Below are 26,479 nucleotides of genomic sequence, written 5' to 3'. Positions count from 1 at the left end.
GTACCGGCACCAGCTCACCGCCGCGCCGATGTATCCGCGCCGGGCGAAGTGCGCCGCGAACGCCTCGCGCACCGGCTCGAACTCGGCCGCGACCTCACCGTCGATCGTCGTCATGTCGGCCGTCCCGGCAGTTCGGCCGACCGCGCGGAGGGCGGTTTCCCACCGGGCGGAGGCCGCGAGACAGGCCCGCTCAGCCCAGTACGTCGCGCAGCAGCCGCGCGTTCTTCACCAGCTGGCTCGATCCGGTGCGCGCGGCGGTCGCGGTGACCTCGGGAATCTCGCCCTTCGCCGCGCAGCGCGAGGCGCATTCGACGCCGAGGGCGAGAAGTGCTCCGGTGCCCCGGACCACGGGGGCACCCAGCAGGCGGGGCAGGGCGGTTTCGAGCACGGACCAGATGACGGCGTACGCCCCCGTCTCGGCCGCCGTACCCAGGGAAGCGGTCACCCGGTTCGCCTCGATCCCCCAGTGGCGCAGCAACTCGGCCAGTTGCTGTCCGAGCAGCTCGGTGTTCAGCTGCCCGCGCGCGGCGAGCACGAGCAGCGCGTCCACCGCCGCGTCGCGCTCGCCCTGTTGGTCGTACGTGAGGGTGTACGCCAGGGCCAGGTGCAGCGCGAATCCCGCCGGGCCGCCGGACTCCGCGGCGAACGGCAGGGCGTGGGCCCAGCCCCGCATGGAATCACGGGACCTGAAGTAGTCCCGCGCCAGCACGAGTTCGCGGTGGTGCGGGAGCTGGGCGAGCCAGAAGGGGACCATCGGGTCGTAGAGGCAGCTGCTCCAGAGTGGCCCGATCAGGGCCTCGGCGGCCGGGAGCAGCGGGGGACCGGTGGCCGGGTCGGGGCGTATGTGGCTCACCCAGTCCGTCAGGTGCACGCCCGAGTGGGCGTCGGGCCAGTTCGCGGGAGCGGAGTCCCAGTGCGGCAGGCCGCCCTCGCGCAGCCACCGGGCCAGCCGCTGCCCGGCGTCCGACCCGAGTTCCTCGGCCGCGCCCAGCACCTTCGCGTCGGCGGTCGGGGTGACGCGCAGCAGCGCCTGGGTCAGATCGACCGGCGCGGGCGTGATGCCGAGCCCGTCGAGCACCGAGACGCGCCGCACGAGTACGGCGGCGTCCAGCGCACCCGTGGCATCGGTCGGTACGGCCAGCAGGAACGGCTGCGAGCCGGTCTTGATGATGTCCATCGCCTCGGTCAGGCGCGCCCTCAGCAGCAGCCCGGCCGGGGAGGGGCGGCTGGACCTGGAGTGGGCGGTGAAGGCGCGCTCCCTCGGCTCGTCGCCCCGCAGCGCCCTGGCCACGTCGTACACGTCGGACGGGGTGAAGTCGATGACCTCACGGGGCTCCTTGCGCATGACCGGTTGCAATGCCAGGGCCAGCGCGACCCGGTCGAGGTGGGCGTGCCGGACCAGCCCGTCCAGGACCCGCTCGAACGTCACTGTGCCGCTGTCGTTCCTGTCGTTCCTGCCGCTCGCGACGACCGCCGCGAGCTCCTCGGCGACCTCGACGGCCGTCTCGATGGGCCCCGGCACCGGACGGGGTTCGGGCACGATGGGCAGCAAGTCGGCGTACTGGTCGGCGAGTTGGCCGGTGAGTCGGGCCGGTGCGGTGCCGAGGAGTTCCGCGGCCCGTGCCGCGAGACCGGGGCTGATCCGTGCGGCGGCCGTGCGCAGCTCGGGCAGTACCGAGTCGCCCGCGGCCCCGAGGTGCCGGGCGATCACGTCGAGGGCGCGCTCCTGCAGGTCGACATCCCGGTGGTCGAAGGCCGTCGACGCGTCGAGCACGGTCCGGGCGGCGCGCGCGGGGTCCCGGCGGGCCGCTCGGTCGAGCCGGGTGAGCTGGGCGCGGACCAGCTTCTTCTCCGGTCGGAGCAGGACCCGTTCACACACCTCGGTGAGCACGTCGGGCTCCAGCAACCGGGCCTCGTCCAGACCGATCAGGACCTCCTGGGCGTAGCCGGCCACCGGTGACGACAGGTCGAGCAGCGCCACATGGTCCCGGAGGGCGAGCGCGTTCTCGGCCGGGGTGAGGGCGAGGGCGCGCAGATACGCGAGCGGCGGCGCGGTCTCCGTGCGCGTGCCGTCCTGGAGCAGCCGGGCGAGCAACGGCTCGGCGAGCGCGACGCGTTCGCGGGTCACGGAGGCGTGTTCCGCCGGGGTGAGGGCGAGTTCAGTAAGCGCGGTCGTGGCGTCCCACCCCCACCTCTCGTCGGCCGCCAGGTCGGTGAAGAAGCGCCGGATCAGCGCGGCGCGGTCCACCAGGCCTTCCTCGGAGAGGCTGATGAGCACGCCGAGCCTGGTGTTCTCCCTGAGGTACGGCCGGCCATGGGTGTTGAGCCCGTAGTGGAACGAGCCCACGCCGATGTCCACGCCCGGTCGGTCCAGGACCAGCGGGAGGAGCGTCGGCGTCAGTTCGTCCGCGCGCAGCCGCTCCAGGAAGCTGGCGCCGGGCCGAGGCCCGCCGCGCAGGTGCGCGGGATGCTGCCAGGTGTTGTTGCGCCACCTCAGCCAGTTGTCGATGAACCCGTCAGAGGTCGGGACGGGGCAGCCCGTGTCGTGGACGAGGTGTTCGACGAGGTCGGACCTGATGGACTCCCCTGGCGTCGACCGATCGGCGAGCTGCGCGGCCAACTCGGCCCGCCAGGCGACGGGGTGGAGGTTCACCACGTCGAGCATCCAGACGCCGCCGAGGGGCAGGCGACCCACGTTGCTGCCGTTCTCGTGCCGCAGGATCCAGTCGGCCGCGGCTCCGGGGTCGGTCCGGCAGCCGAGTTCGGCGGCGAGCTGGGCGGCCTTCTCGTGCTCCGGGACGTGGTACCAGCCGGCTCGCATCGGCGCGCGCCGGGCCTCCAGAGCCTCGGCCTGTGCCGCGCGCTCGTCCGGCGTCAGGGCGCCGAGTTCCCGGAGCACTCCCTCGACGTCGCAGGCTTCCGCGAGTTGGACCAGTGTCATCGTGCCGTCTCCGATCGTGCAGTGGTCGCTGACCCTGTGCCTGTGCCTGTCGCTGTGGCTTCCGCAGCAACTTCCGCGTCCGCTTCCACCTCCGCGTCCGCCGCCGTGCCGCGCACCATGCCCACCGCGAGCACGTGCTTGCAGGGGCCGCGTCCGCCCCGGTACTTCGCCCACCAGAAACAGGTGCAGCTCAGCTGGCCCGACTCCTCGTCGGTACGGACCACATGAGCGTCGTCGCCCTTCCCGACCCGGGCCAGCGGTCCTTCGAGCCGCACCGCCCCGTCCGCGACGAGCGCCCGTGCACCGCGCAGCCGGGGGTTGCGCGTCTCGGCGGCACCCGCGCGGTAGGGCAGGTGGCGGTGGAAGTACGCCTCCTCGGCGAGGTCGTAGCCGATCTGGCCGGACGTTCCCAGCATGGTCAGCGCGGCACGCACCCGGTCGGCCGGCAGACCGGCCTGCCGGGTCAGCTCGGCGACGTCGATCCGCGGCTCCCAGGCCAGCAGTTCGGCGACCCGTTCCGCGTCCGCCGCAGCGGATCCGGTGGCGAGGTCGTGGAGCACTCCGCCCTCGCCGGAGAAGCCGCGCGAGGCACTCTGGGAGAGCATCAACGTCAGCCGCATGCCCGGCAGTTCGACCTCCCAGGCGACGGCGGCGGCCCCGTCCGCCGCGGCCGGGGCGGACGGCGCGTACACCCGTACGGTCGTCGCGTGCCGCAGGACCGTCTGCAGGGTCAGCAGCCGCTCGGGCCCGGGCAGGCACACGGCACCCGGCGTCGGCCTCGTCGTGGGACGCAGGGTGCGGCCCGCGGGCACCACCCAGCGGGTCGTACGGGCGTCGGACCTGCGGGTGGGCCTGGGCAGCGCCCGCAGCAAGGAGGCCGCCTCCACGGCGGGCACCTCGGCCCGAAGGGCGAAGCCCGCCGCGAGCACCTGGGCCTCGGCGAAGCCGCGCAGCCAGCGCTCCGGCAGCGGGACCTTCTTCTCCACGAACTCGCCGTCGAAGGTCCTGACCGTCAACTCCTCGGGCCCGACAGCCAGATGGAGGGGGTCGAGCCCGCCGAGCCCGGCCAGCGCCCGCCGCAGCGGCAGGTTGACGTCCACGTTCGTGGTGCCGTGGCCGACGTCGTCACCGTCGAGGCCGGGCGCGAGGACGTCGAGCCGGGCGTAGACGCCGCAGCAGCCGGAGAAGGACTCGAGCCGCAGCCGGTCGCCGTCGGCCGTCACCACCGGGTCGAGCGAGGCATTCGCGCTCGGCCGGTAGTAGCGGGCGGCGGCCACGTCGGCGACCGCGAGCAGCGCTGTCGCCGCGGCGGCCGGCGCGGTCAGGAACCCGCTGAAGAAACGGGGGTTGGCCGCTTCTCCGGCCGGGGTGGCACCGCCGGAGGTCTCCAGTGCGAGGGAACGTCCGGCCGGGGAATCATGCACGGCCGAGGGTCGCAAGTAGGAGTAGGTCTGCATGAGTTGGGTCACGCGCACACGCTACGACCGAGGACTGACACCGGGCCGCGGGGACGCCCGCACACCGCCGTTCGGCTCAGCCGACTCCGACTGCCTGGTCGAGCGCCGCATCGCAGACGCCCGACCAGGCTTAGCCCCCGCTACAGATACGGCCTGCCTGTAGGTCCTACAGGTAGGTCTTACAGGTACGGCTGGGTGATCAGCTCGATCGCGTGGCCGCCGGGGTCCTTGAAGTACACGCCTCGGCCGCCGTGCTCGGTGTTGGTCTCGCCCGGGCGTCGCATCTGAGGGTCGGCCCAGTGCTCGATGCCGTCGTCACAGAGCCGCCGGTACGCCCGGTCGAACAGTTCGTCGTCGATCAGGAACGCGTAGTGCTGCATCTGGATGTCCACCGGCGGCTCGGCGAACTGCAGCAACACCCCGTCGGGGAGCTGGATGTTGATGAACGGGCCCCACGACGGCGCTTCCGGCAGTTCCAGCAGCTCGCGGAAGAAGCGGGCCGACTCGTGGCGGTCCTTGGACGCGATGATGGTGTGGTTGAACGCGACTGTCATTCGGCTGACCTCAGTATTGTTCGACACGAAAAAGGGACTCGTGGTGCACAAGTACTGGGAGGGCCGCGTGCCGAACCGAGCGGGTGACCTGTTCGCACCCGCCGCGGGATCAGACCTCCACCGGATAGCCGATCCGTGCGTGGCGTCGAAGCGCCGGTCCGGTGTTCATGCCGCTGACGCTACTTGATCCGGCCGACCACTACAACGGGCGGACAACGGGCGGAAAGAAGATGGCAAGCGGGCGGACAGCGGGCCCAGGACCCGCACGCGATCACCGCCGGACAGGGCCCCGCCTCCGGGTGAGACCGCCCAGGGAACCATGGCCCCCGCCGGCCCCACCCGACCTCGCCCCACGCTCCTCTCGCCCCCTACACCGCCACCCGTCCGTGGCACCCCTCGTAAGCGGTCCCCGACCCGCACCAGCAGACCGCCCCCCGCTGCGGAGGCCACCCCACGGCCTTCCCCCGGGCCGCCAAGGTCGTCGCATACTGCGGCAGCAGATCGCCGGCCCCCGGCGACGCCCCCTCCGAAGCCGCGAACGCCTCGTAGGAAGGCACTGTGCCCGTGACGATCCCCAGGTTCGCCGTGCCGGAAGCCGCCAGCTCCCGCAGGGACGCCTCTATCGTCGCGAGGTGCTCCTCGTGCGAGGGGTATTCGTCCGCCAGGTCGGGATACGCGGCCACCAGCTCCGCCAGTTCCGCCGCCGGCCAGTGCAGGACCGCCACCGGGAACGGACGGGACAGCGCCTCCCTGAACGCGCCCAGTTCCGCCCGTAGCCGGGAGATCTCCGCCTGCAGCTCCGCCGGGTTGTCCGAACCGAGGGACCAGACCCTCTTGGGGTCGTGGAGCTCGTCCAGCGACACCGGCGACGAATGGAGGGTGTCGGCCAGGTTGTCCCAGTCGTCGTGGGCGACGCCCAGCATCCGGCGTACGCGGTGGCGGCCGTAGAGGAGCGGATGGGTCGAGTACGGGGGTTCCTGCGCGTCCGAGATCAGCAGGCGGGCCGCTTCCGTGAACGTCTCCTGGGCCGCCTCCAGCTCGTCGTGCGACTCCAGGGACTCCGCGACGATCACCCAGGGCGCCGGGTCGCGCGGGCCGGCCGCGCGGACGCCGTCGATGATCGCCCGGGCCTCCGCCTCGTGGCCGTACTCCCACAGGTTCGACGCCTTCAGGGCGCGTACGAGGTGGGGGTTCTCCAGGGAACTGGGGGATTGCAACAGGCGGTCGTACAGGGCGGACGCGGCGGGGCGGTCGCCGGCCAGTTCCAGGTGGGCCGAGGCCTGCACGAGCAGGTGTTCGGCGTCCTCGGGGTAGAGGCCGGCGGTCCGCTCCAGGCGGGCCGCTTCGGCGATGTGGTCGACGTTTTCCTGAGGCGTGTCGGGGCGCATGAGATCACCGTACTGCCGACGCCCGTCAAAGAAGAGAGACAGTCGGCACAGTGCCGACCGTCTCTCCTCGGCTCAGATGGTGACCCCGTCCACCTGCAACGTCTGCACCGCGCCCGCCGCGAACGGCACCGCCACCGTCTTGCCGCTCAGGTATCTGTCCGAGCGGGCCGTGTAGAGGTCGCCACCGCCACCCGTCACCGTGTTCCAGCGCGGGACCAGGCCGCCCGAGCCGCCCGTCACCGTGGTGAAGTTGCCGAGGTTGAAGGTCAGGGTCTGGGCCGACGTGGACGTGTTCAGGGCCACGATCACCAGGCGCTTGGCGCTCGCGTCGTACGCCGCCACCGCGTAGCTGACGCCCGTGTCGAGGATCGTCATGCCGGGGCGGATGTGGCGGCTGAACTGGGCCATCACATAGTGCTTCGTCTGGACCGTCGTCGGCTGGAGGGTGTTCGCGTCGTAGGCGACCATCGCCCAGCCCGCCGTCGGGTCCATGACCTGCCAGTAGACCCAGGCCGTGGGGTGCAGCCAGCGGAAGTCGTACAGGAGGTTCGACGCCAGGGTGAGGCCGGTCCCGTCCTTGTCGCCGGTCTCCGAGTTCCACAGCTTCTTGCCGGACGTCGTCACCACGTCCGTGTAGAGCAGGTCGCGGCGGCCCCCCGAACCCTGGTAGCCGTGCACGTTCACCTGGTTCACCAGGGCCTTCGTGGACGATCCGAAGGCCGCCCAGGTCGTACGGGCCGTGTCGATGTTCGTCTCGTCGGAGGCCGAGATCCTGGTCCCGGTCAGGCCCCGCTTGTCCAACTCGCTTCTCATGTACGGGAGTACGGCGGCCTGGACCGACGCGTCCATGTGGCAGCCCTCCTGCGTACCGGTGGCCGTCCACCAGCTCGCCGCGGGCTCGTTGAACGGGTCCACCGTCGCGAAGTTCACGCCCCAGTTGTTCTTGGCGTACAGGGCCACGGCGGCCAGATGCGAGGCGTGCTGGCGGTAGTTCCAGGTCTGGAGGTTGTTGCCGCCGCCCGAGGCGCCCGACGGGTTGTGGTTCGAACACATCCACCACATCGGCGAGTTGGCGAACAGTTCCGTCGTCGCACCCCTCGCCACCGCCTTCGTCAGCATCGCCCGCTGTTTCGCGTCCGCCGACCAGTTCCAGGCGGAGGAGGTGGGGTCCTCGTTGTTCCAGTCCTGCCAGTAGCCCTCGATCTGCTTGAAGGCCGGGATGTTCGCCGACGCCGTCATGGTCGTGCCGCCCACGCTGTTCCAGCTGGACGCGCCGAGGTTGTAGCGGGCGATGTTCAGGCCCAGGCCGGGCAGCGAGGTCCCGTTGTACGTCACCGACTTGGTGGTGAAGAAGAGGTCCGCGAAGTCGTCCCGGGCGCCGAACACGTTCGCCCACCAGGCGAGCGAGGTGCCCCAGCCTTCCCAAGTCCCGTACTTCGTGGCGGGGTTGACGGTGATGGTCGCGTCGGCTCGTGCGGTGCCTGTAGCCAGGGCGCTGCCGAGGACAGTGCCTCCTGCCGCGGCCAGCAGAGATCTGCGTCGGATCATGGCTTCTCCGTCCGGATTCTGACCTGCCCCGTTCATGCCAGAAGGAAGCATCAGGCGTGGCGCGTGGGGTTGTCGAGAGTTGTGACAGCGCTTTCTAGAACCATTGGACAAAGGGGGCTCACAGGGAGAGGGCGGACAGGGCCCGGGGCGGGCAGGTCTGGTGACTTCGCGAGGTCTGGTGACTTCGCGAGGTCTGGCCTATGGTGCGGCCGACCCATGTGAGGGTGCGGAGGAGGCGTACGCATGCTGGCTCGGACTCCTGTCGTACGGCACCGCACACTTCGCCGGCGCGCCCTCCGCCGCCGCGCGCTGTGGAGCTGCGGCGAACTCCTCGTCACCGTCGGCACAGTCCTCGCGCTCCTCGTCGTCCACCAGCTGTGGTGGACCAACCGCCAGGCCGAACAGGGCGCCCAGCGGGAAGTCCGGTCCCTGGAGAAGGAGTGGGGAAACTCCGCGAGTCCCGGTGGCAGTTCAGGGAGTTCGGGGAGCCAGGGAAGCGGCTCCGGCTCGTCCGGTTCCTCCGACCCCGCCGAGCCTTCCGGCACCACCGGCCGGGACGGCACCCGCCTCACCAACTCCAGCTCCTCCACACCAAGTTGGTCGCAGGCGTACGCCATCCTCAGCATCCCCCGGCTCGGCCTCCGCGTCCCCGTCGCCGAGGGTGTCAGCAAGCCGGCCGTACTCAACAAGGGGTACGTCGGCCACTACCCCGGTACCCAACAGCCGGGCCAGGCCGGGAACTTCGCCCTCGCCGGGCACCGCAACACCCACGGCGAACCCTTCCGGTACATCAACCGGCTGCGGCGCGGGGACGCCGTCCAGGTCGAGACGTCCGACGCGGTCTACTCGTACACCGTCGACCGGGCACTCCCGCAGACCTCCGCCCGCGACGACGGCGTGATCAGGGCCATCCCCCGCTCCACCGTCAGGCCGGCCTACGGCTACCGCACCCCCGGGTACTACCTCACCCTCACCACCTGCACCCCGGAGTACACGTCCCGCTACCGTCTGGTCGTCTGGGCCAGACTCACGTCGATGCGGCCCCGCTGAACCGAGCCGGGCATCCTGTATAACGAACAGCAGGGCATACAGCCGTACGAGAAGCACGAGAAGCAAAAGATGTGCGAGAGGGGGGGCGTGGGCATGATCCGGAGCTGGAGTCCGGTCCTGGTGAACCCGCGTACCGCCGCCGCGCTGTTCCTGCTGCTCTTCGAGGTCGCGCTGCTCGATGCCGGCAGCCTCTCCGCCGCCGTCGCCCTCGCGGCGACCGCCGCGGCCGGGTCCGCGTTCGCCGCCTGCTCGCTCATCGCCTCGCGCTGCGCGCCCGCCGTGCCGCCCACCCGGGTCCGTACGGCCATCCGCGACCGTGCCCGCCGTACCGCCTTCCTGCCACAACGGGACCCCGACGCCCGCGGCCGTACCCGCCCCCGCGCCCCGGGACCCGCCCTCCCGACGGCCACCGCGTAGGGCACGCAGCACCACAACCCTCTGTAGCGAGCCCCCGCGCGGGTCGTCCTGCCGATCTCTCCTCATCCCGGCACGACGAGACCCCTCGGAGGGCTCACCCATGTCCACCTTCCTGTCCGCTTTCGCGGACCTGGTCGCACATCTGGCCGACCTGCTCCAGCCCCTCTTCCACGCCTCCTCGGCCGCCGTCGCGATCATCCTGTTCACCGCGTTCGTGCGACTCCTCGTACATCCCCTGTCCCGTGCGGCGGCGCGTGGCCAGCGGGCGCGCGCCGCGCTGCAGCCGAGGGTCGCCGAGCTGCGGAAACGGCATGCGAAGGACCCCGAGAAGCTCAAGCAGGCCGTCATGGCGCTGCACGCCGAGGAGAAGGTCTCGCCGCTGTCGGGATGCTTCCCGAGCCTGTTCCAGCTGCCGGCGTTCTTCCTGCTCTACCACCTCTTCTCCAACCCGGAGATCGGCGGCCGGACCAACGGTCTCCTCACCCACCAGCTGTTCGCCGCCCCGCTCGGCGAGCGCTGGGCCGACGCGCTCGGCGGTGACGGGATCCTCGGGGCCGCCGGGCTCGTCTACCTCGGGTTGTTCGTCCTTGTCGGTGCCGTGGCCACCTTCAACTACCGCCGCATGAAGCTGGTGATGGCGGCCAGCCCGATGGCGGTGAACGCCGGTGGTGGTGAGGCGGTGCCCGGGCTCGCGTCCGCCGCGAAGTTCGCGCCCTTCATGTCCTTCTTCGCGCTCTTCTCCGTGGCCGTGATGCCGCTGGCCGCCGCGCTCTACATGGTGACCAGTACGACCTGGAGCGCCGTCGAGCGGGCGGTGCTGTACCGCTGGCAGCTCGCACCGGGGGCCGCGGGGTCCACTACGGACTCCAATACCCGGTCCACTACGTGAACCGGGTATTGCGGACAGGCCGTCGACCTTGGACGATCGACCAGTCCTCCGATGAATGGTGACTGAGGGCGTGGCCGGGGGACGTAACCGAGGGAGAGAACGATCATGAAGCTGCTGCGAGTCGGTACGGCGGGGTCGGAGCGGCCCGCGCTGCTCGACGCCGAGGGAACCCTGCGGGACCTGTCGGGGGTCGTCCCGGACATCGACGGACCGCTGCTCGCCGACGACGCGGCGCTCGGCCGGATCCGGGCCGCCGTCGACGCGGGTGAGCTGCCCGTCCTGGACGCGACCGGGCTGCGGATCGGGCCGCCGCTGGCCGGCATCGGCAAGATCGTGTGTATCGGGCTCAACTACCACGACCACGCCCGCGAGACCGGCGCCGAGCCTCCATCCGAGCCGGTGATCTTCTTCAAGGCGGCGGACACGGTCGTCGGGCCGTACGACACGGTGCTCGTGCCGCGCGAGTCGACGCAGACCGACTGGGAGGTGGAACTCGCGGTGGTCATCGGACGTAAGGCCAGCTACCTCGGCTCGCACGAGGAGGCGCTCGCGCATGTCGCCGGGTACGCGGTCGCGCACGACGTGTCCGAGCGCGAGTTCCAGCTGGAGCGGGGCGGCACCTGGGACAAGGGGAAGAACTGCGAGACGTTCAACCCGCTCGGGCCCTGGCTGGTGACCGCCGACGAGGTGCCGGACCCGCAGGGGCTCGCGCTGCGCCTGTGGGTGAACGGTGAGCTGAAGCAGGACGGGACGACCGCCGAGCAGATCTTCGGGGTCGCCGAAGTCGTGCGCTACGTCAGCCAGTTCATGACCCTGTACCCGGGTGACGTCATCAACACGGGTACGCCGGCGGGGGTTGCGCTGGGTGCGCCCGAGCCCAAGCCGTTCCTCAGGGCCGGGGATGTGGTCGAGCTTGAGATCGAGGGGCTCGGGCGGCAGCGTCAGGAGTTCAAGGACGCGTGAGCGCTCCGCTGGGTGCGGGGAATCCGGCTGCCGGTCCGGTGGGGGCTTGGCGCGCAGTTCCCCGCGCCCCTTCGAAGGCGCTCCGCGCCTTTTCGGGGCCCGGAACGGTGGCCTCCCGCGCCACCGACTGGATCAGCTCCCGCAGCCTGGACACGTACAGCCGCATGTTCTTCTGGGCCACGTCCGTGTCCGGGTAGCGGGACGCGAACTGGAGGCCCTCGTGGAGGCGGGTGGTCCAGGCGCACACCTGGTCGCCGTACGACACCCGGATCAGCCCGTACGCCTTCAGGTCGTCCCATCGCTCCGAGCCCGCGATGCCCCGGGTGTCGACGAACGAGACGATCGAGTACAGGTCCGGTGAGGTGGGCCGGAAGTCGGAGCCCAGCAGCTTCAGCACCCGGGCGATCGGCATCCTCGACAGGGGTCGCTTGGCCCGCAGTGCGGTGCGGACCAGGTCCAGCGCGCCGTCGAAGTCCGACACCTGGCCCACCGGGATCTCGATCGGCGCGCCGCCCACGTACCAGCCGACCGAGTCCGACCACTCCGACCTGGCCCGCGTGTGGAACGGCACGACGGTGCGGTACACCTGCTGGCCGCTGATCTCGCGCACGATGAGGGCGGTGGCCGCGAGGATGCCGGTCATGCTGCCGCCGTACGGACGGCAGTACGCCTCGAAGGCCGCCGCGTCCGCGTCGTCCGTGAGCCACTCCCGCATCAACTTCTGGGTGGGCAGCGGCCCTTCGGGGTCGAGGCCGAGGTCGACGGGGAAGTTCGGCAGTTTGCCGTCGCACCGGGAGATGAACTTCCGCCACTCGTCGACGATCGAGTGGGTCTCGTCGATCCCGTCGGCGTGCGTACGCTCGCTCGCGCAGAAGTCGACGTAACTGGCGACCGGCGCCGTGTCCACCGCCTCGCCGTCGAGGCCGGCCGTGTAGAGCTGGTGGATCTCGTGGGCGATGCGGAAGATCGAGTACGAGTCAACGTTGGTGTGGTCGAACGCCATGTACACGCTGGTGCCGTCGTCCCTGACGACCGCGCTGTAGATGAAGTTCGGCCAGGTCAGCGCGTCGGCCGCGATGTCGAACCGATCCTGCAGATAGCGCGAAAGCACCGCCCCGTCCCGGAAGTCACCGACGTCCTCGCGGTGCAGGACGACGTCCTCGGCGGCGAGCGTGAAGCGCCGCAACTCGTCGTTGGGGGAGCTGTCGTGAGAGCTCTCGGGAGAGTCGTCGGGCGACCCGGGCGGGCCGTCCACCCAGCGGAAACCGCTGCGCAGCGTCTCGTGCCGCAGTGTCCAGGCCCGGAACGCGCCCTGGAGGACGTCGAGATCGACCTGCCCGGGGATGTCGAAGGCCGTACCGAGCCAGGTCGGCACGAACAGGCCGTCCTCGCGCACCGTTCGCGCGGTGCGGACGTGGGCCTCCTGTACGTACGCGGGTGGGCGGGTGTCCTCCGGCAGTTCGGCGACGTTTTCGACTGTCGTCGGATGCAGGGTCCAGGTCACGAGCCGTCCGGGCCGGATCTCGCAACGGTGGATATCGGTCAATCGCACGGGACTTCTCCGTTCGCATGCGTGTCACCGGGCTCCTGGATCTCGCCCGATGACACGTGCAGACCAACGATCGGATGCATCCGAAGGAAACGCCACAGCTTCAGGGCTTCAAGGCGTCAGGCCATCAGGGCTTCAGCAGGGCGGCCAGTCGGCGCCAGCCGTCGCGGGGGAGGGCGTCCCTGGACCGGTCCTCGACGACCTGGAGGGTGACATGGTCCGCGCCCGCCGTGTGGAAGGCGTCGATCCGCTCACGGATCCGGTCCTCGCTGCCCCAGGCGAACACCGCGTCGACGAGACGGTCGCTGCCGCCGTCCGTGAGGTCGTCCTCGGTGAAGCCGATGCGCAGGAAGTTGCTGGTGTAGTTCGGCAGGGTCAGATACATGGCGAGGGCTCCGCGGGCGGCAGTGCGGGCCCGCTCGGGGTCCGTCTCCAGTACGACCTTCAACTCCGGTGCCAGCAGCGGGGTTTCGCCCAGTGCTTCCCGGGCCTGCGCGGTGTGCTCGGGCGTCACGAGGTACGGGTGCGAGCCGGCGGCGCGGTCCCGCGAGAGCCCCAGCATCTTCGGGCCGAGCGCGGCCAGCACCCGGCGTTCGGCGGGCAGTCCGGCCGCGTCCAGGGCGTCGAGGTACTCGACCATCGAGGCGTACGGGCGGCGGTACCGGTCCGTCATCCCTGCGTGACTCACCCCGAGGCCGAGCAGGAAGCGGCCGGGGTGGGTCGCCTCCAACTCCGCGAACAGGGACGCCGTTTCGTCGGCCTCGTACTGCCAGATGCTCTGGATGCCGGTCGCCACGACGAGCCGTGAGGTCGCCTCGACGAGCGGAACAGCGTGCCGTACGCCCGGGCTGCCGCCCAACCAGAGGGCGCGGAAGCCCAGTTCCTCCAGCTCGGCGGCGGCCTCGGCGCGCTCGGTGAGGCCCTCGGGGTCCTCCGAGCGCAGCCCGAAACTCCAGATGCCGTACCGCCCGACGGTTTCCTTCAGCGAGCCGACCTGTGAGGCGTTGACCTGGTTCATCGGTTTGGTGTCCCTCCGAGTCCGGATGCCGTGCTGTGGCTCCTAGAAACGGAGGGTCCCTCAGGATAATTCCCGTCGCACCTCGCGGAGCGTCACACCTTGAGGAAGATCTCCAGCGCCTCTACGACCATCCGGTGGTCCTGGAGTTGAGGCAGCCCCGACACCGTCACCGACCCGATCACACCGACGCCCTCGACGGTGATCGGGAACGAGCCGCCGTGGGCCGCGTACGTGTCGGGGTCGAGGCGGGAGTCGTCCTCGAAGGTCGTGCCCTTGGCGCGGAAGCGGGCACCCACCAGGTAGGAGGGGGCGCCGTAACGCTCAACCACCCGGCGCTTGCGGTCGATCCAGGCGTCGTTGTCGGGGGTCGAGCCGGGCAGGGCGGCGTGGAAGAGCTGCTGACCGGCCCGGTGGATGTCGACGGCCACCGGCGCCTGCCGCTCCCGCGCCAGCTCCACCAGCAGTGAACCAAGCGCCCACGCGTCGTCGTACGAGAACTGTGGGAACACCAAGTGCCTTTGCTGTGACTCGAGTTCCTCGACGCTCGGGGTGAGTTCGGGCGCGATGCGCGGCCCGAGCGAGGGCTGTCCGCCCGCCTTGTGGCCGCCGGTCTTCTGACTGGTCATCGCAGGGTCACCGTCACCTTCTCGTTCGCGGAACGCCGGGCCGCTTCCAGTACGTCGAGCGCGGCAGCCGCCTCCAGCGCGGACACCGGGTTGGGGCCGCCGTCGCGCAGGGCGGCGGCGATCGCAGAGTAGTACTTCTCGTACGATCCCGGCAGCGTCGGCTCCGGCCGGCCGCCACCCGTGAGCGGGGACTCTCCGGCCCCGATCCGCCCCCACATGCTCTCGGGTTCGAGCCCCCAACCGGCGTCCCCCGGGCGCCCGCCCGCCTTCAGGGCGTCCTCCTGTGGATCGAGGCCGTACTTCACGTATCCGGCACGCGAGCCCAGCACCCTGAAGCGCGGGCCGAGTTGGGCGGTGGTCGCGGAGACGTACAGGTGGGTGCGGACACCGCTCGTGTGGGTGAGCGCGATGAACGTGTCGTCGTCGGTCTCGGCGCCCGGACGGCGGATGTCGGTCTCGGCGTACACGGAGTCGACGGGGCCGAAGAGGACCAGTGCCTGGTCGACGACGTGACTGCCGAGGTCGTACAGCAGTCCGCCGAACTCCGCCGGGTCGCCGGACTCGCGCCAGCCGCCCTTGGTCTGGGGCCGCCACCGCTCGAACCGTGACTCGAACCGCCATACGTCACCCAGCCCGCCCTCCGCGACCAGCTTGCGGAGGGTGCGGAAGTCATGGTCCCAGCGGCGGTTCTGGAAGACGGAGAGGAGCAGTCCCCGCTGGTCGGCGAGGGCGGCGAGGTCACGCGCCTCGGCCGCCGTGCCCGCGACCGGCTTGTCGACCACGACCGGCAGACCGGCCTTGAGGGCGGCGGTGGCCAGCGGGACGTGCGTCTTGTTCGGGGACGCGATGACGACCAGGTCCAGCTCGTCCGCGCGGGCGAACAGCTCGTCCGGGGTGGCGGCGATCCGTACGTCCGGGAACCCGGCGCGGGCCTGTGCCTGCCGCTCGGGGTTCGCCGTGACGACCGTGTCGAGGACGAGGCCCTCGGTGGCGGCGATCAGCGGGGCGTGGAAGACGGAGCCCGCGAGACCGTAACCGACGAGGCCGAGACGGAGGGGGGCACCGGACGTGCGGGTCATTCCAGTCGTACCAGTCATGCCATCCACTTTGGCAACGCTGTTGCCAAAGTGCAAGCGGCAGGGAAAATGGCTCACGTGAACAGGACCAACGCCAACCTCCCCATGACCACCGCCGCCGCCACGGTCCCCGGCGTGAACCTGCCGGCCCTGCGCAGCCACAACGCCGCGCTCGTCCTCGACCTCCTGCGCACGGCCGGCGCGGAGGGCATCAGCCGCCTCGAACTGGCCGAACGGACCGGTCTGACCCCCCAGGCGGTCAGCAAGATCACCGCCCGCCTGCGCAACGAGGGCCTCGCGGCCCAGGCGGGCCACCGAGCCTCGACGGGCGGCAAGCCGCGCACGGTACTGCGCCTGGTACCGGAGGCGGGCCACGCGGTGGGCGTCCACCTGGACCGCGACGAGGTGAGGGTGGTGCTGGTCGACCTCATGGGGACCGTGGTGGGGGAGCGGCGAGCCCCGCTGGACCTCGGCGCGGGCGCGGACGCGGTGATCGAGGGGGTGGCAGGAGAGGTCGAGGCGCTGCTGGGTTGGGGGCAGGGGAGGGGCGGGGCGTTGCTCGGCGGGGGGCCGCGCAAGGCCGAGGCGCCGCTCGGCGGCGGCCCGGGGGTGAGCGAGGTGTCGCGTGGGCAGGCCGAGGTGGTGCTCGGCGGGCGGCCCGGGAAGTGCGAGGTGCTGCTCGGCGACGGGGCGGGGGCAAGCGGTGTGTCGCGTGAGCAGGCCGGGGTGGTGCCCGGCGGGCGGTCCGGAAGGAGCGAGGTGCTGCTCGGCGAGGGGGCGGGGGTGAGCGAGGTGTCGGATGGGCAGGCCGGGGTGGTGCCCGGCGGGCGGTCCGGGAGGAGCGAGGTGCCGCTCGGCGACGGGGCGGGGGCGAGCGAGGTGTCGCGTGGGCAGGCCGAGGTGCTGCCCGCCGGGTGGCCCGGGGGGAGCGGGGCGTTGCTCCGCGGTGGCCCTGGGGCGGTCGGCGAGTCGGGCGGGGCCAGTGGGCCGGGTGCGAGGGGCCGCGCTCTTCTCGGCGTCGGGGTTGCCCTGCCCGGGCCGCTCGATCACGCCCAGGGCGTACTGCACCGGGTCACCGGGTTTCCCGAGTGGGACGGGTTTCCGTTGCGGGACGCGCTGGCGCGGCGGCTCGGGGTGCCGGTCGCCGTCGACAAGGACACCAACGCCGCCGCGCTCGGGCTGGCGGTCGGGGGCGAGGGCGGGTCCTTCGCCTACCTCCATCTCGGTACGGGTCTCGGGGCCGGCCTGGTGATCGGCGGCGTGCTGCACCGGGGGACCCGGACCGGTGCCGGCGAGTTCGGGCACCAGGTCATCCAGCTGGACGGACCGCCGTGCGGCTGCGGCGACCGTGGCTGTATCGAGGCGCTGTGTCTCGGCGCGGTGGCTCGCGGCGACCTCGACGAGGCGGCCCGAGTACTCGGCGCCGGCGCCGCGAACCTCGTGGGGCTGCTGGACATCGACCGGGTCCTGCTGGGCGGCCGTACCGTCGCCGCGGAACCGGAACGGTTCGTACGAGGAGTCGCCACCGTTCTCACCGGACGCGCCCGGCGTGAGGGCGCCGAGCGGGCGGTGCCCGTACGGGTCGCCCCCGGAGGGGCGCGCGGAGTCGCCGAGGGCGCGGCCCAACTGCTCCTCGCGCCACTGTTCGGACGGCCCGAATAACGGGGTGGTTGTTTGTCCGAGGGCCGGTCGGGGCTTGTCGCTTCCCCACTCTCGGCTTCTCCCTCAGTGCCTTAAGGGCCTGGGGGACCCCCAGACCGGGGGACCCCCATCGCGGCGGGGCCGCAGATCGATGCGGTCCCGCGCCCTTGGAAGCCGCCGGCATCCGCCGATCGGGCGCATTCGCGAGCCCGTTCGGGGCGTAGCCCCACACCCCCCGGAGCGGTGCCGCCCACCGGCCCCACCACCCCGGCATGGTCATGTGTTCATGCGACTGTGTACCTACGTGACCACGACCGTCACCGTCACCGCGACCATGACCGCCGCCCTTCTCGCCTCACCGGGAGCCCTGGCCGCCACCGCCTCCGCCCATGCTCACGCGGCCACCTGCGCCACCACCCCCACCGACCGGGCCTTCCCCCTCACCACCCGCATCCATGGCGGGCCCGCCGCCTACGAAGCCGGTGGTGAGCACCGGACCTGGCGCCTCGACCTCACCAACAACACCGCTCGCACCTGCACGGACATCCACCCCGTCCTCGTACTCGTCGACGAACGCCGTGCCCTGACGACGGCTCAGCCGCGCCTGGAGTTCTACGACGAGCACCGCCCCCGCCCCTACCCCGTGCGGTTCGAGGCCACCGACGCCGACGAGACCATCGGGGTGTTCGACGGCGACGGGTTTCCCGGGTTCACCGTCGGGCCCGGGCGAACCGTTTCCGTGCGGGTGCGGCTCGCGATCGGCGCCGGAGCGGTGGCCAACGACGTCGTCGCCAACGCCGCAGTGGTCCAGCGGCACGCCGGCGACGGCGACTGGGTCGGCCAGTCCAACGACTACCGCTTCCGCGTCGTCGCCCCCGCCCTCGCCCTCGCTCCCACCTCCACCTCCACCTCCACCTCAGCGGACGCGTACCCGGCGTCGTCCGCCGGTCCCGTACCCGGCGTACCGGACGGACTGCCGCCGCACATCGGCGAGCTCGCCGGCACCGGTGGTCACGACACCGCGCTCCGCCTCGCGGGCATCGCCCTCGCCCTGATGCTCACCGGCGGCGGAATGATGCTGCTCGCCCGGCTCCGACCCGTAGGACGGACATAAACCGGCCATTCCCCCAAGATCCGGGCTGTGACAGGCTGGGCGCACGCGGCATCTCGTACGCGTGTACGGCAACGCAAAACGCAGTGCAGGAGCAGGAGACCGGACATGGCAGACCGCAAGCCCATCGACTCGTGGCTCACCGACATGGACGGTGTGCTCATCCACGAGGGCGTGCCGATCCCTGGCGCCGATGCCTTCATCAAGAAGCTGCGCGAGTCGGGCAAGCCCTTCCTGGTGCTCACCAACAACTCGATCTACACCCCGCGCGACCTGCACGCCCGCCTGCTCCGTATGGGCCTGGACGTGCCTGTCGACAACATCTGGACGTCGGCGCTCGCCACCGCCAAGTTCCTCGACGACCAGCGCCCCGGCGGGACGGCGTATGTCATCGGCGAGGCCGGCCTGACCACCGCTCTGCACGACGTCGGGTACATCCTCACCGACCACGAGCCCGACTATGTCGTCCTCGGTGAAACGCGCACGTACTCCTTCGAGGCCATGACCAAGGCCGTACGTCTGATCGAGGGCGGCGCCCGTTTCATCGCCACCAACCCGGACGAGACCGGCCCCTCCGCCGAGGGACCGCTGCCCGCGACCGGTGCCGTCGCCGCGCTGATCACCAAGGCGACCGGCCGGAAGCCGTACTTCGCGGGCAAGCCCAACCCCCTGATGATGCGGACCGGGCTGAACGCGATCGGCGCCCACTCCGAGACCAGCGCGATGATCGGCGACCGCATGGACACCGACGTCCTGGCCGGCATCGAGGCCGGGATGCAGACCTTCCTGGTGCTCACCGGCCTGACCGGGCCCGACCAGGTCGAGAACTTCCCGTACCGCCCGTCCAAGATCGTCAACTCCATCGCGGACCTCGTCGACCGCGTCTGAGCCCTCCGCGTCTGAGCCCTGCGTGCCTGAGTCCTCCCACGTCTGAGCCCGCGCATCAGAACCCTCAGCGTCAGGACCCTTCTCCCGCCTGAATCTCCGTACGCCTCCAAACCCCTCGCAACCCGTACGGAGCAGCCGTACCCGCTCCGGAGATGCGGACCGGGGTCGGGAGGAGGAGTCTCCAGGTGTCTGGAGGTTCACGATGGGTTCCATGCGTCTCACTTTCTGTGCCGGTGCCGCGGTCGCCGCCGCGCTCACCCCCGTACCCGTGGCGTTCGCCGCCGGCGGGGGCATCTCGGTGACCCCGTCGTCCCCGGCACCCGGCAGTGACCTGCGGCTGGTCGTGCGCGGCTGTACGGGGAGGACGGGGACCGCGAAGTCGGAGGCCTTCGTCGCCGATGTGCTGCTCGCGGCGCAGGGGGATGACGGGGCGCTCGTCGGCGGGTCCCGCGTCCGCTCCTCGCTCTCGCCGGGCACGTACGACGTCACGGTCGGCTGCGGCGGCCAGGAGGGCAAGGTCAGCGGTGTCATCGCCGTGGCCGCGAAGGGGACGGACAAGGAGGCGGACGAAGGGGCTGGAAAGCCGCCCTCCACCGCGCCCTCCCGTCCGGCCGCCTCACCTGTCGCCCCCGTGCCCGCCGGTGGTGGCGGCGCGGCGGAGCAACTGGCCGCCGACGAGGCCCGGGGCACCGGCCCCGGCACCGGGCAGGCGGTGGTCGGTCTCGTCCTCGCGGGTGTGGCGGCGATCGTCGTCGCGGTGCGCGGGCTCCGCCGGGGCCGTGGGACGGACTGAGCCGCCATGTCCGACGACGACCGCGAACGAACCCCCGGCACCGGACGCCTGACCATGGGCGTGGCCTGGGCGCTGCTGCTTCTCGGACTGTGGCTGTGGGGCCGCGAGATGACCGACGTACGCCACGGCATATCCGCGCCGACCACCGGCGACATCGCAGCGGTCGGCCGCCCGCCGGACCCCGAACTCCCGCCGGCGCACGAGCCGTTGAGCGGCGCTCTGCCGCAGCGCGTGGACATACCCGAACTGGGCGTGCAGGCCCCGGTGGTGGCCCGCGGCCTCGACCGGCGCGGCGCGATCGATCCGCCGCCCTTCGACCAGGCGGGCGTCGTGGGCTGGTACGGGTCCGGCATCCGGCCCGGCGCCGCCGGCGCCGCGCTCCTCGTCGGACACGTCGACACCGAGACCAGGCCCGCCGTGTTCTACAAGGTCAGCACCCTGCGGCCGGGCGCCACGATCCGCGTCACCCGTGCCGACGGCAAGGTCGCCGAGTTCACCGTCGACGACGTCCGGGTCCTGCCCCGCGACCGCTTCGACGCCCAACAGGCTTACGGCACACGGCAGTCGGGCCGCGCGGAACTCCGGCTCATCACCTGCGGCGGTACGTTCGACCGGGCCTCCCGCACCTACACGGCGAACGTGATCGTGTCGGCGTACCTGACGGGCGCGGCCGTCTGAGCCCGCTCCTCCGGTACGTCCCCACACGCGCAGCCCCAACCTGCCCGGTCGACGACCCGCTCCCCCCAGAGCCGTCGACCGGGCTGGTCCTCGACCGCGGGCACACGGGCTGCGGGAGTAACCCGGCGACCGGCGCGGGAGGTTCGGTGCCCGCCCATGATTGCGGACGGTGAACTGTTGGCCGGGGGCTGGGGCCGTCTGAGACGACTGTAGAACGGATGAGCGCCCAGGCCTAGAGGGAGGCTGACGCCAAGTCCCGGTCCAGTGGCTCTGTGTTATCCGCGCAGGTAGTAGATAGTTCTACGAGCTGCTCCGCCGCCCCGGTCCAGGCCCCGCTGTTCAGGGTTCCCGGCCCGCGTCTACCCCGCCCGAACACGCTGTAACAGGTAACCGACAAGCCGCTGGCGACCTCGTGGGTGTCCGGCCACCTATGTCAGGATTGAGGCTTACGACACTGAATCCAGGGGGGACCAGGACAGTGCATTCGAGGGGGAGTCCGATGTTCGGCAGTAAGGGGGCGACCTGGGGGCGGGCGTCCGTGGCGGTGCTGGGGGCGGCACTGCTGTTCACCGGTTGTTCCGGGTCCTCCGACAAGGGGGACGGCGACGAGCTGGGCAAGGAGACGGAAGCCCGGATCACCCAGCAGCCCAAGGGGACCAACCCGTTCTGGGTCAACCCGGACGGCAACGCGGCGGAACAGGTCGCCGCGTATGTCAAGGACGACAAGACCACCGACGCCGAGCAGATCCGGAAGATCGCCGAGCAGCCGACCGGCGAGTGGATCAGCCCGGAGAACCCGGAGGCGGAGGCCCGCGGCTTCACGGAGGCCGCGCAGAAGGCGGACCGTTCCGCGCTCCTCGTCCTCTACAACATCCCGCACCGCGACTGCGGCCAGTACTCCAGCGGAGGCGCAGCCGACGGCGACAGCTACCGCGCCTGGATCGACGGCGTCGCCAAGGGCATCGGCGACCGCGCGGCCACGGTGATCCTGGAACCGGACGCGATCCTCCACCTGGTGGACGGCTGCACCCAGGACGAGTTCCACGAGGAGCGGTACGACCTGCTGAGCGGCGCGATCGACACCCTGTCGGCGTTGAAGAACACGAAGGTGTACCTGGACGCCGGGAACGCGGGATGGACGCATCCCGACCAGATCTTCGAGCCGCTCAAGTGGGCGGGCATCGACAAGGCGGACGGGTTCTCCGTCAACGTGTCCAACTTCTACTCGACGGCCGAGTCCATTGCCTATGGCAAGGAGCTCTCGGCGAAGGTGGGGGGAAAGCACTTCGTGGTGGACACGTCCCGCAACGGGAACGGCCCCTACACCGGGGGCGAGGCTGCTGAGAACTGGTGCAACCCTCCCGGGAGGGCGCTCGGGGAGTCTCCGACCGTGAAGACGGCCGATCCGCTTGTCGACGCGTATCTGTGGGTCAAGCGGCCGGGGGAGTCCGACGGGGAGTGCAAGGGGGGGCCGAAGGCCGGGCAGTGGTGGGCCTCGTATGCGCTGAAGCTGGCGAAAGCTAGCAAGTGACTATGAGGGTGGGGGGGGGCTGTGCGTTGTCGGCTGCGGGTCGCACGTGGCTGGTCGCGCAGTTCCCCGCGCCCCTAAAGGACACAAGCCGGTCGGCGCCCTTCTTTCGAAGGGCGCCGACCGGCTTGTGCAGCCCGATCAAGGCACCTTGACCCACTGAGCCTTGCTCGGTGTGCCCTGGTCGTCTGTCACGAAGAGCATGTACCAGCCCGATTCCACCAGGTTCCGGTTCTTCGGGACCGTCACCGTGATGCTGTCCTTCGTCTTCTTCAGGTCGAGGGCGATGGAGCGCTGGTCGACGTCCGTGACGTGGGTCGAGGCGCTCGGGCGGATCAGACGGGCTGTCTTGATCGTGGCCGTGTGCTGGGACTTGAAGGTGCCCGACGCGCCACGTGCGATCGTCTGCGGACCCCCCGACAGGGAGGGCTGCGCGTCGCCGTACAGGTACGGCGGCGTGTAGATCTCGATGCGCTGCTCGAACTTGCCCGGCTTGGTGTCGGCCTTGTCCGCGTACAGGGAGTCCGAGCCGAAGAACATGACGCGGCCGTCGGGCAGCAGGATCGAGCCCGAGTGGTAGTTCCGCCCCACCAGCGGGTCGGCGACCCTCCTCAGCTTGCCGGTCTTCGCGTCGTACATACGGGCCTGGAGGATGTTGGAGGCGCCGCGGCCCCGGTAGTCCTCCGAACCGCCCGAGATCATGACCGTGTCGTCGGGCAGGATCGAGTACTGCGGATAGCGCGTGCCCTTCTCCAGGGACGGGCCGTCCGTGAACTTCGGGTTGGCATCCAGCAGGTCGATCAGGCGCGTCTTCCTGCTCGACAACTTCGACTCGCCGACCCCGCCCCCGCCGATCACCATGTACTTCTCGTCCTGCGCCGGCGGCAGCAGCACCGTGCCGGCGGTCTCCAGCAACTTCGGGTCGCTCAGACCCTTCAGCTTGGTGAACCTGTCGGTCGCCACGTCCCAGACGCCCGGGTCACGGCCGACGTCGTCGGGGCCGTAGCCCGCGTTCGCGCCGGAGTAGAACATCTCGCCGTTCTGCATCAGCGAGATCGCCGGGTACGTCGGGAACTGGCGCGTGTGGGTCGTGTACGTCCACTTCTTGGTCTTCGGGTCGTACACCTCGTTCTTGCCCGGCACCAGCTGGCCGATGTCGTCCAGGCCGGAGAGGCTGAGGATCTTGCCGTCCGACATGGTGGTGAGCGTGGGGTACCAGCGGGCCTCGTTCATCGGGTCGACCTTGATGTACTTCTCGGCGACCGGGTCGAACTCGTAGGCGTCCCGGATGCCCTGGAAGTCCTTCTTGTCCAGGGCGAGCTTCTCGGCGATGCCGTACGTGTTGCGGGAGTCGGTGCCCGAGAGGCCCTGCACGCGGTAGTTGTCCTGCGTACCGGTCTCGTACTTGGAGCCCTTCTTCTGCGCCTCGACATAGATCCGGCCGAGCCCCGGATCATTGCGCAGGAACGCGCCCGTCGACTTGTCGAAGACCTTCGTCGCACGCTCCACGACGACCGGGTCCTTCGACACGAACGTCTTGCCGGTCTCCTTGCCGGTGAACTTGGTGCCGGCGGGCAGGGTGATCGGCTTGTCCGGGTTCTCGTTGTGGACGACCATCAGGCCGCCCGCCTTGGTGACGTCACCCTTCAGCTTCTCGTACCGCTTCGTACCGCCCGCGATCAGCAGATTGCCGTTGGAGAGCTGCGTGTGGCCGGTGCAGAACAGATCGGCGGGCGTCGGGATCTTCTTGATCGTGCCCTTGACCGGGTCCCAGATACGGGTGTCGAACTTCTTCGCGTCGAAGTTGTCCGCGTTGTTGCCGGAGCCCGCGACGAGGAGGACCTTGCCGGTGTGCAGAAGGGCCGCGTGAATGGTGTTCTGCCGGTACTTCTCCGGGAAGTTCACCACCTGCCACTTGCCGTTCTCGGCCTTGTACTCCGGTCTGTTGATCTTGTAGTCGTGGTACTTCTCGGTACTGAAGCGGTACACCCACGGCCCGTTCATCCCCGCCAACGCGAGGACCACCGCCGTGCCGATCGCGAGTCGACGGGCGCGGCGGCGGCCTGCACGGTCTGTCATTCCTTACGTCCCCCAAGTCCACCAAGGGCGATCTGCATGGTCTGGTCGTTGCCCTCGCCCCCTACGCTGCCCCCGCCCGTCCCGCCGGATGCGGCCCACTGGGGCTTGTGCTGCGGCGCGTGGGTGGAGTGGGGGGCGTGCGATGTGTGCGGGGCGTGTGGCGCCTGCGGTGTCGGCTGGGCCGGTACGAAGGGCTGCGGCGTGGGCACGGCGTCCTGCGGTTCGGCCGGGCCGGCGGCGAGCTTCTTCTTCTCCTGGCGCAGCATGAGCCGCCAGACGACCATCGGTGTCGCGGTGATCGCCGTGGCGAACGTCGCCCAGATGACCATCGCGGGATGCACGTGCCCGAAGACGAAACCGGCCGCGATCGAACCGCCGAAGATCAGGATGAAGTACCAGTGGTAGCGGAACGTACCGAACCAGCGGTCCGGGCTCGCCGAGTCGCCCTTGGGTGTGACCACGAACTTGCTCTTGCGCCGCAGCGCCGAGTCGATCAGGGCCTTCGCGTAGAGCGGCGCGGACAGCGCCGACATGACCATGCCCGCCACACCGCCGGAGCCCTCCGGCTCGTGCGGGGAGACGTTGTGGCGCCTGTTCCAGATGTACAGGCCGATCTGCAGCGCCGAGGCGTTGCCGTACAGCATCAGCCACACGGTCGGGTCGATGTTCACACCCGAGGCGCCCAGGCCCAGGAACAGCGCGCAACTCAGCGCCGCCAGGATCCAGTTGAGGGCGGACATCGGGTAGAAGATGATCATCATCGTGTAGTTGAAGAGCTTGCTCGGCGGCAGCGAGTAGAAGCCCTTCCAGTACTGCTTGAGGATCGTCTCGTACGTCCCCCGCGACCAGCGCATCTGCTGGGTGAAGAAGTCCGTCCAGGCACTGGGACCCTCACCGACCGCGAGCACGTCCGGCGTGTAGACCGAACGCCACTTCTTCCCCGTCGCCGGGTTCTTGTGGCGGTGGATCTCGAAGCCGGTCGCCATGTCCTCGGTGATCGAGTCGTACAGCCCGCCGATCTGCTTCAGCGCGCTGATGCGTACGGCGTTGCTGGTCCCCACGAACATCGGCGAGCCGTAGGCGTTGCCGGCGCGCTGGATCAGCGCGTGGAAGAGGAACTGCTGCGATTCGGCGGCCTTGGTGACGAAGTTGTCGTAGTTCCCGTACACCTGCGGGCCGATGACGAAGCCGATGTTCGGGTCCCGGAAGAAGCCGAGCATCCGCTCCAGGTAGTTGGGCAGCGGCACGTGGTCGGTGTCGACGGAGGCGAAGAAGTCGTAGTCGTCGCCGTGCGCGTCGAGCCAGGCGTTGTAGTTGCCGTGCTTGGTCTTGGCACGGTGCGGGCCCGTGGGCTGGTTCCACTTCGCGATGCCCTTGCGGGAGAAGTGGTGCACACCCAGGCGGGCGCAGACCGCCTTCACGTCGGCGTCGTCGCCCTCGTCCAGCAGCCAGACATGCATGAGGCCGCGGTGCCGGATTCTCACTGCGGCTTCGAGCGTCTTCGTCACCATGTCCAGCGGTTCCTTGCCGGGCACGAAGGACGTGAGGAAGGCCACTCTCGTGCCGGTCTCGGGCACCACCGGGATCGGGTCGCGGGCGACGAGTGTGGCGTGCGCGTTCGACAGCACGTTCAGGCAGCGGAACAGCTCGATCAGACCGATCGAGACAAGCATCACGATGTCGAGCGCCGGCAGGAAGTCGAAGGCCGGGTAGTCACGTTCCGTCCAGTGCGCGGGCTGGAGCAGCCACACCAGCAGGACGATGGAGAGCAGCGGCGCCGCACCCAGCATCAGCGCGGCCCGTATGCGGTGCGGCTCCTGCGAGAGCAGCGACCGGTACTTGACCGTGTACGGCTTGGTCGGGTCGGGCTGTGTGAGGGGTCCGGCCAGCCGGCTGTAGTGCTCGTAGTCGTACTTCGGCAGGCTCTTCTTGATCCGGCGGAAACCGCCGGTCCGGTTCGACGGCAGCCTGAGCTGGGCCGTCTGTGATGAATCGGAGTTATGCCGGGCGCCCGTCGGCGTCGACGTCATGAGTCGTCCCCCCACACGCGGACAGCCGCGTGTTTGTCGGTTCTTATACGTCTGTTTGGCCCCCCTCGACCGTCACAGACGCATCACTAATGGACCTCTGCCCCCACGTCATCCATAATCCACACTCTATAGACATGGAAGAGTGCCCTTCCGGTTGCACTGATGCCCCCTCGGCATCGGTTCACGAACGGGGCCCCATCCCCGTGCCGACGCAACCGGTCCGCCCCCGATGACTGCGTATCCGCAGCATCTTGC

General features: G+C 70.4%; 21 protein-coding genes. 10 read left to right on the top strand and 11 right to left on the bottom strand.

Annotated features, from left to right (window positions below):
• Positions 1–190: 190 nt before the first annotated feature.
• The 5 genes from G3I56_RS03155 to G3I56_RS03135 all read right to left on the bottom strand — a co-directional run bounded on the left by G3I56_RS03155 (position 191) and on the right by G3I56_RS03135 (position 7,888).
• Complete coding sequence (locus G3I56_RS03155; protein ID WP_164406992.1) at positions 191–2,941, bottom strand: hypothetical protein; 2,751 nt, start codon at positions 2,939–2,941, stop codon at positions 191–193.
• Positions 2,938–4,398: an SWIM zinc finger family protein gene (locus G3I56_RS03150; protein ID WP_164407252.1), complete on the bottom strand. Its 1,461-nt coding sequence runs from the start codon at positions 4,396–4,398 to the stop codon at positions 2,938–2,940. Before G3I56_RS03150 ends, G3I56_RS03155 begins: the two co-directional genes overlap by 4 nt.
• A gap of 179 nt (positions 4,399–4,577) precedes the next feature.
• Positions 4,578–4,952 (bottom strand): VOC family protein, encoded by a 375-nt coding sequence (locus G3I56_RS03145; protein WP_164406991.1) that lies wholly within the window; start codon positions 4,950–4,952, stop codon positions 4,578–4,580.
• A gap of 368 nt (positions 4,953–5,320) precedes the next feature.
• A complete protein-coding gene (locus G3I56_RS03140; RefSeq protein WP_164406990.1) occupies positions 5,321–6,340 on the bottom strand; it encodes an SEC-C domain-containing protein in 1,020 nt (339 codons plus the stop codon).
• Positions 6,341–6,412: 72 nt separating this feature from the next.
• Positions 6,413–7,888 (bottom strand): beta-1,6-galactanase, encoded by a 1,476-nt coding sequence (locus tag G3I56_RS03135; protein WP_164406989.1) that lies wholly within the window; start codon positions 7,886–7,888, stop codon positions 6,413–6,415.
• Positions 7,889–8,131: 243 nt separating this feature from the next.
• Between G3I56_RS03135 and G3I56_RS03130 the strand changes: the two genes are divergently transcribed.
• The 4 genes from G3I56_RS03130 to G3I56_RS03115 all read left to right on the top strand — a co-directional run bounded on the left by G3I56_RS03130 (position 8,132) and on the right by G3I56_RS03115 (position 11,207).
• Entirely contained in the window at positions 8,132–8,938 is an 807-nt protein-coding gene (locus tag G3I56_RS03130; RefSeq protein WP_164406988.1) for a class E sortase, read from the top strand.
• Positions 8,939–9,031: 93 nt separating this feature from the next.
• Positions 9,032–9,355, top strand: a complete 324-nt coding sequence (locus G3I56_RS03125; protein ID WP_164407251.1) for a DUF6412 domain-containing protein — start codon at positions 9,032–9,034, stop codon at positions 9,353–9,355.
• A gap of 112 nt (positions 9,356–9,467) precedes the next feature.
• A complete protein-coding gene (yidC, locus tag G3I56_RS03120) occupies positions 9,468–10,244 on the top strand; it encodes a membrane protein insertase YidC (RefSeq protein ID WP_239134696.1) in 777 nt (258 codons plus the stop codon).
• Positions 10,245–10,349: 105 nt separating this feature from the next.
• Positions 10,350–11,207, top strand: coding sequence for a fumarylacetoacetate hydrolase family protein (locus G3I56_RS03115; protein WP_164406986.1), 858 nt, complete (start codon positions 10,350–10,352; stop codon positions 11,205–11,207).
• On the opposite strand, the gene G3I56_RS03110 is transcribed toward G3I56_RS03115, so the two are convergent.
• The 4 genes from G3I56_RS03110 to G3I56_RS03095 form a co-directional block, all read right to left on the bottom strand.
• Positions 11,194–12,759, bottom strand: coding sequence for a condensation domain-containing protein (locus G3I56_RS03110; RefSeq protein WP_164406985.1), 1,566 nt, complete (start codon positions 12,757–12,759; stop codon positions 11,194–11,196). The genes G3I56_RS03115 and G3I56_RS03110 overlap by 14 nt on opposite strands.
• 124 nt (positions 12,760–12,883) lie before the next feature.
• The gene (locus G3I56_RS03105; RefSeq protein WP_164406984.1) at positions 12,884–13,774 is read right to left on the bottom strand and encodes an LLM class F420-dependent oxidoreductase; all 891 of its coding nucleotides are present in this window, start codon (positions 13,772–13,774) and stop codon (positions 12,884–12,886) included.
• A gap of 92 nt (positions 13,775–13,866) precedes the next feature.
• Positions 13,867–14,400, bottom strand: coding sequence for a heme-degrading domain-containing protein (locus G3I56_RS03100; RefSeq protein WP_203688961.1), 534 nt, complete (start codon positions 14,398–14,400; stop codon positions 13,867–13,869).
• Positions 14,397–15,497, bottom strand: a complete 1,101-nt coding sequence (locus G3I56_RS03095) for a Gfo/Idh/MocA family oxidoreductase (protein WP_164406982.1) — start codon at positions 15,495–15,497, stop codon at positions 14,397–14,399. Before G3I56_RS03095 ends, G3I56_RS03100 begins: the two co-directional genes overlap by 4 nt.
• 84 nt (positions 15,498–15,581) lie before the next feature.
• Between G3I56_RS03095 and G3I56_RS03090 the strand changes: the two genes are divergently transcribed.
• From G3I56_RS03090 to G3I56_RS03065, 6 genes are all read left to right on the top strand, one after another.
• Entirely contained in the window at positions 15,582–17,138 is a 1,557-nt protein-coding gene (locus G3I56_RS03090) for an ROK family transcriptional regulator (RefSeq protein WP_164407250.1), read from the top strand.
• Between the two features lie 283 nt (positions 17,139–17,421).
• Positions 17,422–18,231: a hypothetical protein gene (locus G3I56_RS03085; protein ID WP_343239844.1), complete on the top strand. Its 810-nt coding sequence runs from the start codon at positions 17,422–17,424 to the stop codon at positions 18,229–18,231.
• Positions 18,232–18,336: 105 nt separating this feature from the next.
• A complete protein-coding gene (locus G3I56_RS03080; RefSeq protein ID WP_164406980.1) occupies positions 18,337–19,116 on the top strand; it encodes an HAD-IIA family hydrolase in 780 nt (259 codons plus the stop codon).
• 202 nt (positions 19,117–19,318) lie between these two features.
• Positions 19,319–19,909 carry a hypothetical protein gene (locus G3I56_RS03075; RefSeq protein WP_164406979.1) on the top strand — a complete coding sequence of 197 codons (591 nt, stop codon included), beginning with the start codon at positions 19,319–19,321 and terminating at the stop codon, positions 19,907–19,909.
• A 6-nt stretch (positions 19,910–19,915) separates the two neighbouring features.
• Positions 19,916–20,587 carry a class F sortase gene (locus tag G3I56_RS03070; RefSeq protein ID WP_164406978.1) on the top strand — a complete coding sequence of 224 codons (672 nt, stop codon included), beginning with the start codon at positions 19,916–19,918 and terminating at the stop codon, positions 20,585–20,587.
• 499 nt (positions 20,588–21,086) lie between these two features.
• Positions 21,087–22,118: a glycoside hydrolase family 6 protein gene (locus G3I56_RS03065; RefSeq protein ID WP_164406977.1), complete on the top strand. Its 1,032-nt coding sequence runs from the start codon at positions 21,087–21,089 to the stop codon at positions 22,116–22,118.
• Between the two features lie 138 nt (positions 22,119–22,256).
• Here G3I56_RS03065 and G3I56_RS03060 read toward each other — a convergent pair whose 3' ends face one another.
• Positions 22,257–24,194 (bottom strand): kelch motif-containing protein, encoded by a 1,938-nt coding sequence (locus G3I56_RS03060; protein ID WP_164406976.1) that lies wholly within the window; start codon positions 24,192–24,194, stop codon positions 22,257–22,259.
• Positions 24,191–26,224: a cellulose synthase catalytic subunit gene (locus G3I56_RS03055; RefSeq protein ID WP_164406975.1), complete on the bottom strand. Its 2,034-nt coding sequence runs from the start codon at positions 26,222–26,224 to the stop codon at positions 24,191–24,193. The genes G3I56_RS03060 and G3I56_RS03055 overlap by 4 nt, the downstream gene beginning before the upstream one ends.
• Positions 26,225–26,479: the final 255 nt, after the last annotated feature.

The sequence above is a fragment of the Streptomyces sp. SID12488 genome (assembly GCF_010548275.1).
GTDB lineage: Bacteria > Actinomycetota > Actinomycetes > Streptomycetales > Streptomycetaceae > Streptomyces.
The sequence above is the reverse complement of the archived record's forward strand: the minus strand, read 5'-3'. Positions and strand labels throughout refer to the sequence as shown.

Excerpts from the sequence above, each read along its gene's own strand:
- G3I56_RS03055 (WP_164406975.1), bottom strand. The coding sequence starts at position 26,224 with ATGACGTCGACGCCGACGGGCGCCCGGCATAACTCCGATTCATCACAG.
- G3I56_RS03115 (WP_164406986.1), top strand. The coding sequence starts at position 10,350 with ATGAAGCTGCTGCGAGTCGGTACGGCGGGGTCGGAGCGGCCCGCGCTG.
- G3I56_RS03100 (WP_203688961.1), bottom strand. The coding sequence starts at position 14,400 with ATGACCAGTCAGAAGACCGGCGGCCACAAGGCGGGCGGACAGCCCTCG.
- G3I56_RS03140 (WP_164406990.1), bottom strand. The coding sequence starts at position 6,340 with ATGCGCCCCGACACGCCTCAGGAAAACGTCGACCACATCGCCGAAGCG.
- G3I56_RS03125 (WP_164407251.1), top strand. The coding sequence starts at position 9,032 with ATGATCCGGAGCTGGAGTCCGGTCCTGGTGAACCCGCGTACCGCCGCC.
- G3I56_RS03080 (WP_164406980.1), top strand. The coding sequence starts at position 18,337 with ATGGCAGACCGCAAGCCCATCGACTCGTGGCTCACCGACATGGACGGT.
- G3I56_RS03155 (WP_164406992.1), bottom strand. The coding sequence starts at position 2,941 with ATGACACTGGTCCAACTCGCGGAAGCCTGCGACGTCGAGGGAGTGCTC.
- G3I56_RS03065 (WP_164406977.1), top strand. The coding sequence starts at position 21,087 with ATGTTCGGCAGTAAGGGGGCGACCTGGGGGCGGGCGTCCGTGGCGGTG.
- G3I56_RS03105 (WP_164406984.1), bottom strand. The coding sequence starts at position 13,774 with ATGAACCAGGTCAACGCCTCACAGGTCGGCTCGCTGAAGGAAACCGTC.
- G3I56_RS03095 (WP_164406982.1), bottom strand. The coding sequence starts at position 15,497 with ATGACTGGTACGACTGGAATGACCCGCACGTCCGGTGCCCCCCTCCGT.
- G3I56_RS03075 (WP_164406979.1), top strand. The coding sequence starts at position 19,319 with ATGGGTTCCATGCGTCTCACTTTCTGTGCCGGTGCCGCGGTCGCCGCC.
- G3I56_RS03145 (WP_164406991.1), bottom strand. The coding sequence starts at position 4,952 with ATGACAGTCGCGTTCAACCACACCATCATCGCGTCCAAGGACCGCCAC.
- G3I56_RS03150 (WP_164407252.1), bottom strand. The coding sequence starts at position 4,398 with ATGCAGACCTACTCCTACTTGCGACCCTCGGCCGTGCATGATTCCCCG.
- G3I56_RS03060 (WP_164406976.1), bottom strand. The coding sequence starts at position 24,194 with ATGACAGACCGTGCAGGCCGCCGCCGCGCCCGTCGACTCGCGATCGGC.
- G3I56_RS03130 (WP_164406988.1), top strand. The coding sequence starts at position 8,132 with ATGCTGGCTCGGACTCCTGTCGTACGGCACCGCACACTTCGCCGGCGC.
- G3I56_RS03135 (WP_164406989.1), bottom strand. The coding sequence starts at position 7,888 with ATGATCCGACGCAGATCTCTGCTGGCCGCGGCAGGAGGCACTGTCCTC.
- G3I56_RS03090 (WP_164407250.1), top strand. The coding sequence starts at position 15,582 with ATGACCACCGCCGCCGCCACGGTCCCCGGCGTGAACCTGCCGGCCCTG.
- G3I56_RS03070 (WP_164406978.1), top strand. The coding sequence starts at position 19,916 with ATGTCCGACGACGACCGCGAACGAACCCCCGGCACCGGACGCCTGACC.